The organism is Gammaproteobacteria bacterium, from assembly GCA_030680605.1.
In the GTDB taxonomy this organism is placed as follows: Bacteria; Pseudomonadota; Gammaproteobacteria; order SURF-13; family SURF-13; genus JAQBXX01.
This window is the reverse complement of record JAUXUQ010000015.1, coordinates 1-14,553: the sequence shown is the minus strand read 5'-3', so window position 1 is coordinate 14,553 and position 14,553 is coordinate 1. Positions and strand designations below refer to the sequence as shown.

General features: G+C 61.7%; 11 protein-coding genes. 2 read left to right on the top strand and 9 right to left on the bottom strand.

Annotated elements, in window-relative coordinates; genetic code table 11:
- Nucleotides 1-6 precede the first annotated feature (6 nt).
- The gene (locus Q8L89_07265; protein ID MDP1708844.1) at nucleotides 7-1,893 is read left to right on the top strand and encodes a heme lyase CcmF/NrfE family subunit; all 1,887 of its coding nucleotides are present in this window, start codon (nucleotides 7-9) and stop codon (nucleotides 1,891-1,893) included.
- Nucleotides 1,893-2,645 carry a hypothetical protein gene (locus tag Q8L89_07260; GenBank protein ID MDP1708843.1) on the top strand — a complete coding sequence of 251 codons (753 nt, stop codon included), beginning with the start codon at nucleotides 1,893-1,895 and terminating at the stop codon, nucleotides 2,643-2,645. The genes Q8L89_07265 and Q8L89_07260 overlap by 1 nt, the downstream gene beginning before the upstream one ends.
- A 95-nt stretch (nucleotides 2,646-2,740) precedes the next feature.
- On the opposite strand, the gene Q8L89_07255 is transcribed toward Q8L89_07260, so the two are convergent.
- The 9 genes from Q8L89_07255 to Q8L89_07215 all read right to left on the bottom strand — a co-directional run bounded on the left by Q8L89_07255 (nucleotide 2,741) and on the right by Q8L89_07215 (nucleotide 14,206).
- Nucleotides 2,741-4,078 carry a TolC family outer membrane protein gene (locus tag Q8L89_07255; protein MDP1708842.1) on the bottom strand — a complete coding sequence of 446 codons (1,338 nt, stop codon included), beginning with the start codon at nucleotides 4,076-4,078 and terminating at the stop codon, nucleotides 2,741-2,743.
- Nucleotides 4,078-5,454: an HlyD family type I secretion periplasmic adaptor subunit gene (locus Q8L89_07250; protein MDP1708841.1), complete on the bottom strand. Its 1,377-nt coding sequence runs from the start codon at nucleotides 5,452-5,454 to the stop codon at nucleotides 4,078-4,080. The genes Q8L89_07255 and Q8L89_07250 overlap by 1 nt, the downstream gene beginning before the upstream one ends.
- Nucleotides 5,455-5,510: 56 nt before the next feature.
- Nucleotides 5,511-7,238, bottom strand: a complete 1,728-nt coding sequence (locus Q8L89_07245; GenBank protein ID MDP1708840.1) for a type I secretion system permease/ATPase — start codon at nucleotides 7,236-7,238, stop codon at nucleotides 5,511-5,513.
- Between the two features lie 147 nt (nucleotides 7,239-7,385).
- Nucleotides 7,386-9,242, bottom strand: a complete 1,857-nt coding sequence (locus tag Q8L89_07240) for an adenylate/guanylate cyclase domain-containing protein (protein MDP1708839.1) — start codon at nucleotides 9,240-9,242, stop codon at nucleotides 7,386-7,388.
- 10 nt (nucleotides 9,243-9,252) lie between these two features.
- Nucleotides 9,253-10,383 carry a glycosyltransferase gene (locus tag Q8L89_07235; GenBank protein MDP1708838.1) on the bottom strand — a complete coding sequence of 377 codons (1,131 nt, stop codon included), beginning with the start codon at nucleotides 10,381-10,383 and terminating at the stop codon, nucleotides 9,253-9,255.
- A complete protein-coding gene (locus Q8L89_07230) occupies nucleotides 10,383-11,543 on the bottom strand; it encodes a glycosyltransferase family 1 protein (protein ID MDP1708837.1) in 1,161 nt (386 codons plus the stop codon). Before Q8L89_07230 ends, Q8L89_07235 begins: the two co-directional genes overlap by 1 nt.
- Entirely contained in the window at nucleotides 11,544-12,371 is an 828-nt protein-coding gene (locus tag Q8L89_07225) for a Crp/Fnr family transcriptional regulator (protein MDP1708836.1), read from the bottom strand.
- On the bottom strand, nucleotides 12,337-13,311 hold the full coding sequence (gene gmd, locus Q8L89_07220; protein MDP1708835.1) for a GDP-mannose 4,6-dehydratase: 975 nt from the start codon (nucleotides 13,309-13,311) through the stop codon (nucleotides 12,337-12,339). The genes Q8L89_07225 and gmd overlap by 35 nt, the downstream gene beginning before the upstream one ends.
- Nucleotides 13,301-14,206 carry a GDP-mannose 4,6-dehydratase gene (locus Q8L89_07215; GenBank protein ID MDP1708834.1) on the bottom strand — a complete coding sequence of 302 codons (906 nt, stop codon included), beginning with the start codon at nucleotides 14,204-14,206 and terminating at the stop codon, nucleotides 13,301-13,303. Before Q8L89_07215 ends, gmd begins: the two co-directional genes overlap by 11 nt.
- Between the last annotated feature and the right edge of the window lie 347 nt (nucleotides 14,207-14,553).

Below are 14,553 nucleotides of genomic sequence, written 5' to 3'. Positions count from 1 at the left end.
GGCCAAGTGGCCATTATTCTCGCCCTGCTGCTGGCGCTCGCCCAGGGCTTTTTCACCCTAGCCGGCGCGGCGCGCGCTGATCCCGGCTGGATGGCCATGGGCAAGGGCGCGGCGCGTGGCCAGTTGCTGTTCGTCGCCATCGGTTTTGGCGCGTTGGTCTGGGCGTTCTACGCCCGTGATTTCTCTGTGCTCAACGTCGCCGAGCACTCGTCGCGTCGCCTGCCGACGCTCTATCGCATCACCGCCTCCTGGGGGTCGCACGAAGGGTCGATCCTGTTGTGGGCGCTGATCCTGGCGTGCTGGACCGTTGCCGTCAGCTTCTTCAGCCGCAACCTGCCGGCGGAGGTCACGGCGCGCGTCATTGGTGTCATGGGACTGGTGAGCAGCGGTTTCCTGACCTTCATCCTGTTCACCTCCAACCCCTTCCTGCGGCTGGACCCGCCGCCTGCCGAGGGGATGGACCTCAACCCGCTGTTGCAGGACCCCGGCATGATTCTTCATCCGCCCCTGCTTTACCTGGGTTATGCGGGCTTTGCGGTGGCCTTCGCCTTCGCGCTGGCGGCCTTGTTGTCCGGCCGACTTGACGACGCCTGGGCGCGTTGGGCGCGGCCCTGGACGCTTGCTGCGTGGCTCTTTCTCACGCTCGGGATCATGGTCGGATCGTGGTGGGCTTATTATGAACTCGGCTGGGGCGGCTGGTGGTTCTGGGATCCCGCCGAGAACTCCTCACTGATGCCTTGGCTGGTCGGCACGGCTTTGCTCCATTCGCTGGCTGTCACGGATAAGCGGGGCTGCTTCCGTGCCTGGACAGTTTTTCTGGCCATTGCCGCCTTCTCGCTTTCACTGCTGGGCACCTTTCTGGTGCGCTCCGGCATCCTGGCCTCCGTCCATGCCTTTGCCCTGGATCCGACGCGCGGCGTGTTCATTCTCGTTTTTCTGGTTGCGGTGATCGGTGGCTCCTTGTTGTTGTTTGCGCTCCGCGCGCCACGAGTTTCTCGCGGCAACAGTTTTGCACCAATCTCCCGCGAGAGCGCAGTGCTGACGAGCAATGTATTACTGGTGATTGCCACTGCCACGGTATTGCTGGGCACCCTTTATCCGCTGATTCTCGATGCGCTGGGCCTGGGCAAGGTCTCCGTCGGCCCGCCTTATTTCAATGCGGTATTCGTCCCCCTCATGGCGCCGGTGTTGTTGCTGATGGGTGCCGGTGCCTTTATCCGTTGGGGCGAAACCAAGCTGCCGGAATTGCTGCAGCGGGTGAAGTGGATCATGCTCGCCAGCGTGGTGCTGGCAATCTCCCTGCCCTTGGCGGTCGGCGAGTTTAAATGGCAGGCCGCGCTGGGGCTGGGCCTCGCCTCATGGATTGCGCTGGCCACGCTAGCCGGGATGATCGAGCGCCGCCGTGGCGGAACCAGCCTGTCCCTGGCGTTTCTCGGCATGACGCTGGCCCACTTAGGCATGGCGGTCGGTGTTGTCGGCATCGGGCTGGTCTCCGCCTACGAAACCGAGCAGAGCGTCGCCATGAAGCCTGGTGACACGGCCACGCTGGCCGGCTATACCTTCACCTTCAAGGGCGCCACGGAAGTGCCGGGGCCGAACTTCTCGGCCATGCGCGGCAACCTGGCCGTCAGCCGAGGCGACGCTGCCATCACCGTCCTCGAACCGGAGAAACGCATCTACCACATCTCCAAGCTGACCATGACCGAGTCGGCCATTCACTACGGCTTCACCGGCGACATCTACGTCGCGCTCGGCGAACCGCTGCCAGGCAAGGCCTGGAGCGTGAAGCTCTACCACAAGCCATTTGTCGGCTGGCTTTGGGCGGGAGCGCTGCTTATGGCGCTCGGTGCGCTGCTTGCCGCCATTGATCGCCGTTACCGGAGAACCCTCTAATGACAACAGTATTCTGGCTGATGGCCGCCGGGTTAACCCTGGTGGCGCTGGCCTCTCTTATTTTGCCGCTTTATCGCACCACTGGTGCAACTGGTACAACCGGCGCCACGGCAGCGACCGAGTCGGCAATACAGCGTCGCCGCTGGCCCATGGTTGGACTGCTGGCGGCTGCTCCTGCCTTGGCGCTCGGCCTGTATCTGTATCTGGGCGCTCCGGCCATCATCGAAGCCCAGCAGCTTTCGCAAGCCCACGGCAAGCGTGACGTCGATGCCATGCTGGCGGCACTGGAGGCCAGCTTGAAGACCAACCCGGAAGACGCCGAAGGCTGGCATGTGCTCGGCCAGTCATACATCGTCCTGGAGCGGATTGGCGAAGCGGAAGCGGCGTTGGCAAAGGCTGTGAAACTGGCGCCAAAGGAAGCGCGTTATTTGTCCCAATACGCCGAAGCCTTGGCGCTGGCCAGCGGCAATCTGGAAGGTCGTCCGCTGGAACTGGTCAATGAAGCCCTTGAACTGAATTTCGAGGATGAAAAGGCGCTTGAACTCGCCGGGCTGGCCGCCTATCAGCGGCAGGAATTGGCGCTGGCTGCACATTTCTGGCGCCGCCTTTTGAAGCTTTTGCCACCTGAAAGCGAATTCCACCAGAGTATCCAGGCGGTACTGATTGACGCCGAGAACAAGACGGCGGATGCCTCCGGACTCGGCGACCGCGCCCGGTTGCAGGCTGCGCCGAAAAAGAGCAACCCGCACTGAGTCGCCAGAAACATCGCCGTCCCGCCAGCGCCGACTTTTGGGCGTGTCAATTCCCATGTAGTCCGGGCGAAGGGGCTGGTGTTTTAATCCAGACGTCAGAGTTTGCCGGCAGCCAGCCAGCCGCTGGTGTACTTGATGGATTCGCCGTCGATGGCGTTGGCCAAGGCCAGAAACTTCATGCGATTGCTCGCCAGCTCGAAGACGGCGAAAGCCTGCTCGCGCCGGGTCTCGTAAAGGCGGCGCTCGGCCTCAAGCACATCGACGCGCGTGCGGGTTCCGGCCTGAACCCCCTTTTGCGACGAAATCAAGGCCTGCTCGCCCGACTGGATGGCCTGTAAAAGCGCCTCGACCTTTTCGATGCCATGCGCCACGGACATGAACAGGCGCTCGGCCTCGGCGAGCACTTTGCGCCGGGATGACTCAAGCGATTGCCCAATGCGCTCCATGCGGGCCACGTTTTGCCGCACCTGGGCCACGACGCCAAATCCACTGAAAATGGGCACCGTCAGTTGCACCCCGATGTAATCTGTTTTGTATCCGGTGCCGATCGTGGTGTTCGTTTCACTGCGGCCTTCCTGGCGCGCAACCACCAAATCGACGTTCGGATAGTGCCCTCCCTTGGCGCGCTCGACATCAGCCCTGGCGGCCTCAAGCTGCTTCCTCAGGGACTGCAAGTCGGGATTCGTCTCCTCGATGCGCGCCAGCCACTCGGCCAGGCCGGTCAGGGCCATGCCACGCACGGCTAGCGCTGCGGGATTGACCGCGGGAAGCAGGGTTCCATCGATGTTTGTCACGGTGCGAAAGTCGCGCGCGGTCTGGTCAAGGCGCAGCGTTGCCTCGGTCAGGCGCGCGCGCGACAGGTCGCGCCGGGCACGCGCGTCGTCGATATCGGTGCGTGTTCCCACGCCAGCCTTGAAAGCCTTTTCCGCCAGCAGCAGTTGAGACTCCACGGCGGCGGTTTCGGCATTCGCCAGCGCCAGACTTGATCGCGCCAGCAGAACATCCAGATAGGTGGCAGTGACGCGCAGGCCAAGATTTTGATCTTCCCTCCGGTAGTTGGCGTCAGCCGCCGCCGCTTGAGCTTGCGCCGACTCGAATCCGGCCCAAGCCGACTTGCGGTAAAGCGGCTGACGCAACGTCAAGGCAGACGATGAGGTGACATAGTCGCCGCTATCCGTTGTCCTGCCGGTGGCGAGGAGTTCGTTGATGGTATTGGCCCGGTTGCGCTGTTGATTGTAGGCAAGCTGCGGGAGCAGGCCGGAGCGCGCCACGTCGATGCCTTCTTGAGCCTCCAGGCGCGCGAAACCGGCTGCCTGAAGATCGGCATCGTGGATCAAGGCGGACTGATAGGCGGCATCGAGCTCCACCGCGCGTGCCGACGACAGCGACAATGTGCCGAGCAGGACGGCCAGGACTGACAGCGCGCCGCGCATCAGGATTCCTTCAGCGACCTGGCCATGCGCATGGTCAGGGGCTTGAGCAGATACTGCATGAGCGTTCTTTCGCCGGTGATGACCAGCACCTCGGCCGGCATGCCGGGCTGGATGTTGCGCGATCCCAGCACCCGCATGCCTTCAGGGGTGATGCTGACGCGCGAGAGGTAATAGGGCGGGATATTGGGGTGGTTGCTCGGCAACAAATCGGCCGAGACGGAATTAACCTTCGCCTCCAGGATCAAGCCAGGGTCGTTGGCAAAGGCATGCAGTTGCACCTTGGCGGGCAGTCCGGCGTGAATGCGGTCGATCAGGTGGGAGGCGACCTGCACCTCAAGCACCAGCGCCTCGTCCTGCGGAATCACGTCCAGCAGGCGGCCGCCGGGAGGAATGACGCCGCCAATCGAATGGACAGCCAGGCCCACCACCGCCCCATCGACGGGGGCGCGCACGACAGCGCGCTCAAGCTCCTCCGTAGTCGCGCGCAAGCGGTTCGCCGCGACCAGCGCCTCGCGCTTGACTTCGGCGTACTGGCTTTCGACCTCCTTTTGAAAGTCACGCTGGCGCTGCGCCAGCCGCTGCGCCGCTTCCAGGCGCAGACTCTGGGCGCGCAAAATCGTCGACTGCAATTCGTTCGTCGCCCCGAGCAAATCCGCGGCCAGCCGCTCCTCGTCAAACCAGCGGTTGCGCGGCAGATAGCCTTCCCGGGCCAATTCGCGGGTGCCGACAAGCTGTTCGGCAACAAACCGCAACTGCTCGCGCTTGCCCTGCAGTTGCGCCTCCAACCCCTTGACCTGTTCCTGTGCGCCGCGCTCCGACTGGGCCAGAATGGCCAGCTCCCCTTGCAAGGCGGCGCGGCGGGTGGCAAACAGTTGCTGTTGCGCGCTCATGTAACTGGCGGTGACGGGGTCTTGCCGGGTGGCGAGCAGCTCGGGAGAAAAATCAAGTTTAGCCGCCCCGCGAGACTCGGCCGCAAGGCGGTCCGCCTGTGCCTGCAGCGAATAAAACTGCTGCTTGGCGGCGTCGAAATTCGCCTTGGTCAGCGTGTCGTCCAGACTGATCAAGGGCTCGCCTGCCTTCACCCGCTGCGCCTCCTTGACATGAATTGCGCTGACGATCCCGCCAGTCAAGTGTTGCACCGTCTTGCGTTGCGAGGCGACGGTAAAGGTGCCGGGAGCGGGCACCCCCTCGTCGAGCGGCGCCACCAGCGCCCAAATCAGGAAGCCGACAAGACCAAGCAGCAGGATGATGCCGCCGGCGCGCGCCGGCATGCGGGAATCCGTCATATTTCTGGAAACCTGAATCAGCTCGGCGTCTTCAATGGGCGCGCCGTCAGGCAAGGCGCGGCGGGCGCGCTCGATCAGATTGGGTAACATGGATGAAGGGGCAGTCGGTTAGTGTGAATGAGTCGAGATCATGTGGCCTGCGGCGATCAAGCAGCTTGCGGTGCTGTGGCAACTGCTGGAACTGCTGGTCGTGTCGCGTTGGCAAGGGCTGTGAGCACATCGTCGCGGGGACCGAAAGCGGCGACCTGCCCCTCGCGCAACAACAATATTTTGTCGACCGCCGAAATGATGCTGGTTCGATGCGTGATCAGCACCACCGTGCAGCCCGCCGCCTTGAGCGAACGAATCGCTTCCAGCAGGGCCGCTTCTCCGGCATCGTCGAGACTGGCGTTGGGTTCGTCGAGAACGATCAGGGCCGGGTGTCCGTAGAGCGCCCGCGCCAGGGCGATGCGCTGCCGCTGCCCGCCCGAGAGGAACCCGCCGGAAACGCCGATCGGCGTATCGTAACCCTGCGGAAAATGCAAAATCATGTCATGCACCCCCGCCTGCCGCGCCGCGAGAATCACCTTTTCATGATCAAGCTCGCCAAACCGCGCAATGTTCTCGGCAATCGTCCCCTCGAACAATTCAACATCCTGCGGCAGATAGCCGATATGCGGGCCAAGTTCCAGCTTGTCCCAGGCAAAGACATCCGCGCCGTCGAGCCGCACCTTGCCCGACACCGCGGGCCAGACGCCGACCAAGAGGCGCGCCAGCGTTGACTTGCCCGCCGCGCTGGGACCAATGATGGCCAGCGCCTCTCCCGGCGTCAGCGCAAACGTCACGCCCTTGAGAATGGCGAGATTCGACCCGGGCGCCGAGGCCACCACGCCCTCGACTGACAGGCGCCCCTCCGGCGCCGGCAGCGACATGCTTGCTTGCCGCGCGGGGAATTGTTGCAGCATCTTTTCCAGACGCTCGAAAGCCCCGCGTGAAGAGATCAGGTTCTTCCAGGTGCCGATCAAGAGCTCAACCGGCGCCAGGGCGCGCCCCATCAAAATGGAACCGGCGATCATGCCGCCCGGCGTCATTTCGCCCTTGAGCACCAGCCAGCCGCCGATACCGAGAATCAGGGACTGCAAACCGAGCCGAAAAAATTTGGTGACAGCGCTGATCAGTCCGGCGCGGTCGCTGGCCACCGCCTGAGTCGCCAGCAGCAATTCATAACGCTTGTACCAGCGCTGCCGCAGGCTGTCGAGCATGCCCATCGCCTGAATCACCTCGGCATTGCGCAAGTTGTTGGTGATATAGTTGTTTGAAGCAATCGCCGCCTGGTTGGCCTGGGACAGCGGCCCCTTGGTCGCCAACTCGTTGATCAGGGTGAGAAAGATCAAGATCAGGGCGCCGCCCAGCGAAAACCAGCCGACCACCGGATGCAGCATGAAAATGACCGCCAGATAGATGGGGAACCACGGCGCATCGAAAAAAGCGAACAAGCCGTTGCCCGTGATGAACTGGCGGACGTTGGTCAGGTCGGTCAGCGCCTGCCCCGCGTTGGCGCCCGGGCTGCGCAGGTTGGTTTCGAAAGCGGCGGAAAACACCCGCGGGTTCAATGCCGCGTCAAAGCGCGAGCCCACGCTGACCAGGGTGCGGGAACGCACCCACTCCAAACCGGACATCAAGGCATATACGCCAAGCACCAACACCGTGAGCATCAGCAAGGTCGTCTCGCTGCGGCTCATCAGCACGCGATCGTAGATCTGCAGCATGTAAATAGCCGGGGCCAGCATCATCATGTTAATGAAGAAGCTGAACCCGCCCACCATGAAAAAGGGGCGGCGAAGCTCCCAGATAGCGGCGGTGACTTCCGAGCGGGATGAAAACTTGTTTTTCATTGTGATCTTGTGATTGATTTCGACGTGTCTGGCCGCTGCGGATTATACGCAAACTATCGGGATGAACAATAAATAATGTGACATTCGTCACTTGCTAATACGTTTAGTGTGTGATACATGAACTCGCTGACGTAAAACCTCCGCAGGCTAGTCGGGCCGTACGGTAAATACTTCGATGGTCGTTTGTGTTCCGCGCAGCGTGATTTGTCCGAGCGAGGTGGTCTTATGTAGCACCAGACGACTGTTCGCTGCCGGTCCGATGACGAGCTGGGTCGGCAGGTCGCGGGCAGCAGATTCTAGTCTTGATGCGAAATTGATGCAGTCGCCCACTGCGGTGTAGGTGCTGCGGAAGGGCGTGCCCAGATCCCCGACGAGCGCAAGTCCGCTCTCAATGCCGATGCGCACGCGGATTGGCGCGTCTCCCGAGCGTTGGCGGTTGGCGTTGAGCGTATCGACCTCGGCCAGAATGCCCAGCGCCCCGCTGACAGCGCGATCAGCCTGGTCGGGGCAGGGTAGCGGCGCGCCCCAAAAGGCGACCAACCCGTCACCGCTGTATTTGTCGAGTGTGCCGCGCCCGGTCAGAACGGGACGCGTCAGGCAACCGAGAAACTCCTTGGTCAGCGTCGCCGCATCCTCCAGCGAGAGCGATGAGGTCGTTCGCGTGTAGTTTTCCATGTCAGCGATCAGCACTGTTACTTCACACAGCGTCGGTTCCAGGCTATGCGTCAGACCACGCCGCACGATTTCGTCAAGTACTGGCTGCGCGACATAGTGAGAAAACGAAGCGAGCAGTCGTCGGGTTTGGTGTTGCGCGCGCCACCACTCGTGCGGAATTGCGGCCAGAAGCAGCCAGAGGTAGGCCCAGAGCGGGGCTGTCGCCGACCACTCCGCCTGCCGCGCGAAACCGGCAAACGCCGCCGTCAGCCAGACGAAGGCCAGAGACAGGAGCAGCAACACGCTACCCCATGCTGGCAAAAAGGCAATCCAGATGACCGCCAGCATGACGCTCAACACGCACCACGACAGTAACCACTGACGCCCCGGCCACGGCGCTTGCAAACGCCCTTCCGCGAGATCGAGCGCCCCGGAAAGGCTGGCCGCATGGACCATGACGCCGACACTCAGAGGCGCGAGCGGCGTGCTGACCCGGTCGCCCAGCCCGAGCGACGACGACCCGACCAACACATAACGTCCGGCGATCATCGCGCGCGGCAAGTCTTCCCGCAAAATAGCGGCGGCGGGGATAACCGTGTAGGCGGATTGGGTGCGTGTAAATGGCACCCGCCACAAACCGGCGGCGTCGGCTGCTGCTGCAAGGGAAGCAACGGCCGCGTCATTGCCGGAACAGGCGAGCAATGCGCCCGCCAGGGACGGATAATCCATATCGCCGTGGCGAACCTGCGCCGGGGTGCGTCGCAACACGCCGTCGGCATCGGGCAGGTAGCCGATGTTGCCGACGCAGCGCGCATCCGCCAGCCCTGCATGGTTAGCAATGTAACCCTGGGCGGCAACGCTGCGCTGCTCCCCAAGCCGAGCCGCACCGCCCGTTAGCGTACCTTGGCGAATGGGCGGTTTACGCGGCGTAAAGTCGAAAACCTGGGCCAGCGCCAAGGGCGCGTGCAGAGCCAGAGCCGCCAGTCGGGTATCGCCAGCGGCATCGCCCGGCTCGGGAAAGACGATATCCAAGGCAACGGCGCGTGCGCCGTAAGCGCCAAGCAAAATTTCCGCCAGGTCCGCCACCTGCTGGCGCGGCCACGGCCACGGGCCGAACTCGCGTAGCGACGCCTCATCAATGTCGACAACGACCAGGCGTTCCTCCGGTAGTGGATTGGCGGCAAGCCGAACATAAGCGTCACGCAATCCCTCGTCGAGACGAGTGACGAACTCGGGGCGTTGCCACTCCATGAACAAGGCGAACGCACAGGCCAGAAATGCAATGCCACTGCGGACTCCCCATGTTGCGGCATCGAGCGTTGTCAGGGCACCCCCCGGCGTTATCCTCATGAACTTGCCTCTACCCCAAGCCGCCGGGAACCAGCTCGTCGTAAAGCTGACGATAAGCCGCGCCTACTGCGGGCGGCGAGAAATGTTCCCGCCAGCGCGCATAAGCGCCCCGGCCCAGCCGGTCGCAAAGCGCCGGATCGGTGGCCAGCCTGTTCATTGCCTGCGCGAGTGCGCCCGGATCAGCCGGCGGAACCGCCAGACCCGTTTCGCCATGCACGTTGATCCAGGTGGTGCCCGTGCCGATATCACAACAAATCAGCGGCTTGCCGGCACGCGCGCCTTCCAGCAGAGTGATGCCGAAGGCCTCCGAGCGCAGGTGCGAGGGAAAAACCACGCCACGGCACAAGGAAAAGAGGGCGATCTTGTCAGCATCGGGCAACGCGCCGAGAAAATGCACATGAAGAAGTCCGAGGTCTTGCACCCTTTGCCGCAGACGGTCCCCCTCCGGACCTTCGCCCACAATGACAATCGGCGTCTTGACCTGGCTGGCGGCGGCGAGCAGAAAATTGAGGCCCTTGTAGTAGCGAAGCACGCCCACGAACAGGAAAAAATCCCGCCCGAGCTGCGCTTCCCAATGCGCGCATAGATCAGGCGCCGGAGGCGGGGTGTCTGCCAGACAATGCGGAATGCAGGCGAGCTTGTCCTGATACGCCCGCAATATCTCGCTGCTCGCAATGTAGTTTGGCGATGAGGCGACGATCCGGGTCGCCGCACCCAGCAGATAACGGCGCAACGGCGCGTAAAGCAGGCCCAGGCCCTGCTGGCGAACGATGTCCGACACATAAGTCACCACGACCGGCTGATTGCGCTGGCGGATGAAAGGCAACAGCATGTCGGCAAATGGCCATGGATAATGGATCTGGATAATGTCGCACTGGTTGGCAGCCGCGCGACAGCGGCGCAACGCCGCCCACGCGCCGAAGTCGCAAGAAGCAATCTCCAGCCATGAGCGCGCGCGCACCAACCGCCCCTCGGGCAAAATCATGTCATGCGGTTCGGGCTGGCGGGCCAGGGCGAAAATCGTGTTATCAACACCCAGCGGCGCGGTCGCCAGGCACAGTTGGCGGATGGACTCCTGCAGGCCGCCCTGGGTTTCCGGGAAATAGGTGCGATAGAGGTGCAGGACGCGTTGTTTTTCCACTACGGATAGCCCCGTTGCCGCATCACTTTCTCATACACGGCAAAGGTCTCCCGTGCGCAGCGATTCCAGCTGAAAGTCTGGGCGCGGGCCAGGCCCAGACGGACCAGATTGTCGGCATAGTCCCGATCCTCCAGCAGTTGGCGCAGGCCCTCGCCCATCCCGTCCACATCATCCGGGTCAACCATGATGCCGACGTCGCCCACCACTTCAGGCAAGGCAGTCAGGTTGCCGGTGATCACCGGCACACCGGAGGCCATCGCTTCCAGAGCCGGCAAGCCGAAGCCTTCGTAGCGCGAAGGGTAAGCAAAGGCGGCGGCGCCGGCATATAGAGACGGCATCAATTCATCGGCTACATAGCCGAGCAGGCGCAGTTCGCCGCGTCCGATCAATTCCCTGGCTGATTTCATCAGATCTCCGGTGTTCCAGCCACTCATTCCGGCGACTATTAACGGGTAGCGCTGGCGCAAGGCGGTTGGCAAGCCGGCGTAGGCGGCAAACAGAGTGGTCAGGTTCTTGCGGGGTTCCAGGGTGCCGACGCAGAGGACATAGCCACCCGGGGTCAGGCCGAGAGGGGCTAGTGCAGGGATAAGCATTGCCGCGCCACGCGGCCGAAAGCGCGGATCGGCGGCCAAATAGGTTGTGGTAATGCGGGCCAAATCGACATCGAACCAGCGGCGCAGTGCTTGACCAGACGCTGCGGAAATGACGATGATGTGGTCGGCGCGTTGCAAGGCCCCGGGCAGGTCGCGCTCCAGAATACGCACCCGCTCAACGGGGTGAGAACCCGGATGGTCGAAACAGGAAAGATCGCATACCGTGACTACCGTCGGCCCGTCAAAAGGTTGCGGCAGGAAATTTGGCTCATGATAAAGGCAATCGACTGGCAACCGCCGCGCGTGATAACGGAAGGCCGCCGCCTCGATCAGGCTCTTCACCGCGCGCGGATTGGGCAGCAGGCGACGCGCCAGGCCATACGCGCCCTGCATCGAGCGCACCGCGGCCCGCGATGGCAGGCGTATGCCAGGCTCGCAGCGCAGCCCGCGGCAAACATGCAACTGGGCATCTGGCAGTTCGCCCATGGCGGTGAACAGGTGGCGAATGTATTGCCCGATGCCAGTCAGGGGAGCCAGGAGAGGGGTGCCGTTAACGAGAATCTTCATCTATTCAGTCGGCTCCGCCACGTTGCTTATCGCCTTGCGTAGCGCTTCCGGCTGGCGCACGATCAGGCGGCGCATGTCCTTTTCCACCACGCCTTTCTGTATCAGAATGTGGATTGCGCGCGAAACCGTCTCCCGGCTGGTATTCACCATGATCGAGATTTCCTGCTGGGTCGGCATTTTCTCGATCACCACCAGGCCGCCGGGAGCAACTTTGGCAAACTGGTTCAGCAGGGCAAAGATCCTCTGGAAAGCATTCGGAATGCCGAGGATCATCCGGTAATTGGCGGCGGTGCGCACGGTCGCCGCCATCCGCTTGAGCAGACGCTCCGCCACCAGCGGATTGTTATACAGCAGCGCCAACGCCTGGGTGCGCGGGAGAAAAGCCAGCAGCGAAGCATCGCAGGCCACCACCGAGGCCAGGCGCGGCAAGCCGTCGATGATCGACAACTCGCCAAAATAGTCGCCGGCGGTCAGAAAATTCAGGCCGATCTCGCGCCCATCCTCGGTCACATCCACCACCTGCAAGCGCCCCGCAAGCAGGAACAGCAAATGGTCGCCGCTGCTGCCTTTATTCAGCACGCGGTGCCCGCGTTCCACCGAGCGCAACTGCAAGGCGGCCGCCACCTGCGACAGCGTTGCCGCGTCAATGCCGGAGAGCAGCGGGATGTTCTGCAGATTAACCGTGATCGTCTGCCGCGCCGCCGCGTCATTTTGCGTGGTGTCCGCTGGCTCGGCCGGGGCTGACGAGGCATCTGTACTCATGGCGCGGGGGCAGCCTTGTCGACCAAGGAAGTTATTCGCGGCCGACGCGGTGTATGTCAGCTTCAAGCATCAGGGTAATCAGTGTTTCCAGATCAGTCTTGGCCACCCAGCCGAGCTTGGCCTTTGCCTTGGCCGGGTTGCCCAGCAGCACCTCGACTTCGGCGGGACGGTAGAATTTCGGGTCGATCACCACATGATCCGCGAAATTCAGTCCCACGTGCTCAAAAGCGATGCGGCACATCTCGCGCACCGTCGTGGTTTTGCCGGTGGCGATAACATAATCGTCGGGCGCATCCTGCTGCAGCATCAGCCACATCGCCTCCACATAATCGCCGGCAAACCCCCAGTCGCGCCGGGCGTCGATATTGCCGAGCCGCAACTCTTTTTGTTTACCCAGCTTGATGCGCGCCACGGCGTCGGTCACCTTGCGCGTGACGAACTCGATGCCGCGCAATGGGGATTCGTGGTTGAACAAAAAGCCGGAAGAAGCATGCAGGCCAAAGCTTTCGCGGTAATTGACCGTCATCCAGTGGGCGAACAGCTTGGCCACCCCGTAGGGGCTGCGCGGATAGAAGGGGGTTGTTTCGCTTTGCACGGTCTCCTGAATCAGGCCGAACATTTCGCTGGTCGAAGCCTGATAAAACCGCGCCTGGCGGTTGACGATGCGGATCGCCTCAAGCATGTTCAAGGCGCCCATGCCGGTGACGTTGGCAGTCAGCAGCGGTTGCTCCCACGATGTCGCGACAAAACTCTGCGCGCCCAGGTTATACACCTCGTCGGCGGCGGATTTTTCCATGGCGCGGATCAGCGAGGAAAGATCAATAAGATCACCATCGAGCAAATTCACCTGTCCCTCGATACCAAGGTAACGCAAGCGCCAAAGCGTATCGGTGGCACGCCGTGCATGCAGACCGAAAACCTGATAGCCCTTATCAAGCAACAGCTTAGCCAGATAGGCTCCATCCTGGCCGGTGATACCGGTAATCAATGCACACTTACTTGCCAATTTCACTCTCCCAATAACGATAAATACTCAACAATGTATCATCGAGCGGTATTTCTGGATGCCAGCCAGTATGCTGCGACAGCTTTTCGTAACTACCCCACACACGAGGCTGATCGGATGGCCTGAAGCGCACTGAGTCAACAACTATTTCGGCCCGCACATCCGACAACTCAAGTAACCGCTCAAGCAGTGCGCGCAGCGAACGTTCAACGCCTGAACAAACGTTGTAAATCTCGCCGTTATGGCCACGCGACAGCAACAATTCGTAAGCGCGCAGCACGTCTGCCACATCTGTGAAATCGCGTGTGACGTCGACATTTCCCACATTCAGCACAGCGGGTCGTCGGCCAGCGGCAATTTCGGCGATCTGGCGAGCAAAGTCAGAGATCGCAAAGCTGGGAGCCTGTCCCGGGCCAATGTGATTAAAGGGGCGCGCCACGATCACTTCGAAGGGACCCGTCTGACTCCACTGAAAACACAGTGCCTCGGCTGCAGCTTTGCTCACAGCGTAAGGGTTACGCGGACGCAAAGGCAACGTTTCGCGAATCGGCAAAGACGCCGTCGGCACCATGCCATAAGCGTCGCCAGAGCTGACGTACAGCAGGCGCCCCTTGAATCCGCACTCGGCCAAGACCTCAAACAGGCGTAACGTGCCGAGAAAATTAACCTCAAAGGTAGTTTCAGGGTCCTTGAACGAATCCGGTACAAAGCTGAGCGCCGCCAAGTGCAGCACTGTATCTGGCAGATCGTTGGCGAAACACTCCCGTAACGCCGCCTTATTACGGATATCGACACCTCCCGCGACTGATGACAAGCCCGTCGCCTTGGACCAGTAAGCTAGCGCGCGCCTACCCACGAACCCGCCATCGCCAGTAATCAGGATATGTGACTTCATAATTAGCTTTGTTTCATCGGGAAAAAGACTGGTTTAACCCGTTATCGACTAATAGCCGGTAGCCAGTTTCGCCAACTATTCACGACAATAGTATTCATGAGGCGACCCTGCACAGAACACCCGCTGCCGCCAAAACGCTTATTTTCTTGCCCAAGTAACCAAGCCAATCTCATTTTCCAAACTGATACTGCCATCCGAGTTGGAATTGATGCTGACTATACTGGAACAGGGGGATGTTTTCGCGATTACCCGTGTACTGGTACTCAACAAGAACAGAATAATTTCGAGCCATCGGAATGCTGATACCAGCTTTCAACAGATGAGTGTCCTGCTTTCGCCGATCATTA

Coding starts and splice junctions, on each gene's coding strand:
- Q8L89_07255 (MDP1708842.1), bottom strand. CDS start 4,078: ATGCGCGGCGCGCTGTCAGTCCTGGCCGTCCTGCTCGGCACATTGTCG.
- Q8L89_07240 (MDP1708839.1), bottom strand. CDS start 9,242: ATGAGGATAACGCCGGGGGGTGCCCTGACAACGCTCGATGCCGCAACA.
- Q8L89_07215 (MDP1708834.1), bottom strand. CDS start 14,206: ATGAAGTCACATATCCTGATTACTGGCGATGGCGGGTTCGTGGGTAGG.
- Q8L89_07260 (MDP1708843.1), top strand. CDS start 1,893: ATGACAACAGTATTCTGGCTGATGGCCGCCGGGTTAACCCTGGTGGCG.
- Q8L89_07250 (MDP1708841.1), bottom strand. CDS start 5,454: ATGTTACCCAATCTGATCGAGCGCGCCCGCCGCGCCTTGCCTGACGGC.
- Q8L89_07230 (MDP1708837.1), bottom strand. CDS start 11,543: ATGAAGATTCTCGTTAACGGCACCCCTCTCCTGGCTCCCCTGACTGGC.
- Q8L89_07245 (MDP1708840.1), bottom strand. CDS start 7,238: ATGAAAAACAAGTTTTCATCCCGCTCGGAAGTCACCGCCGCTATCTGG.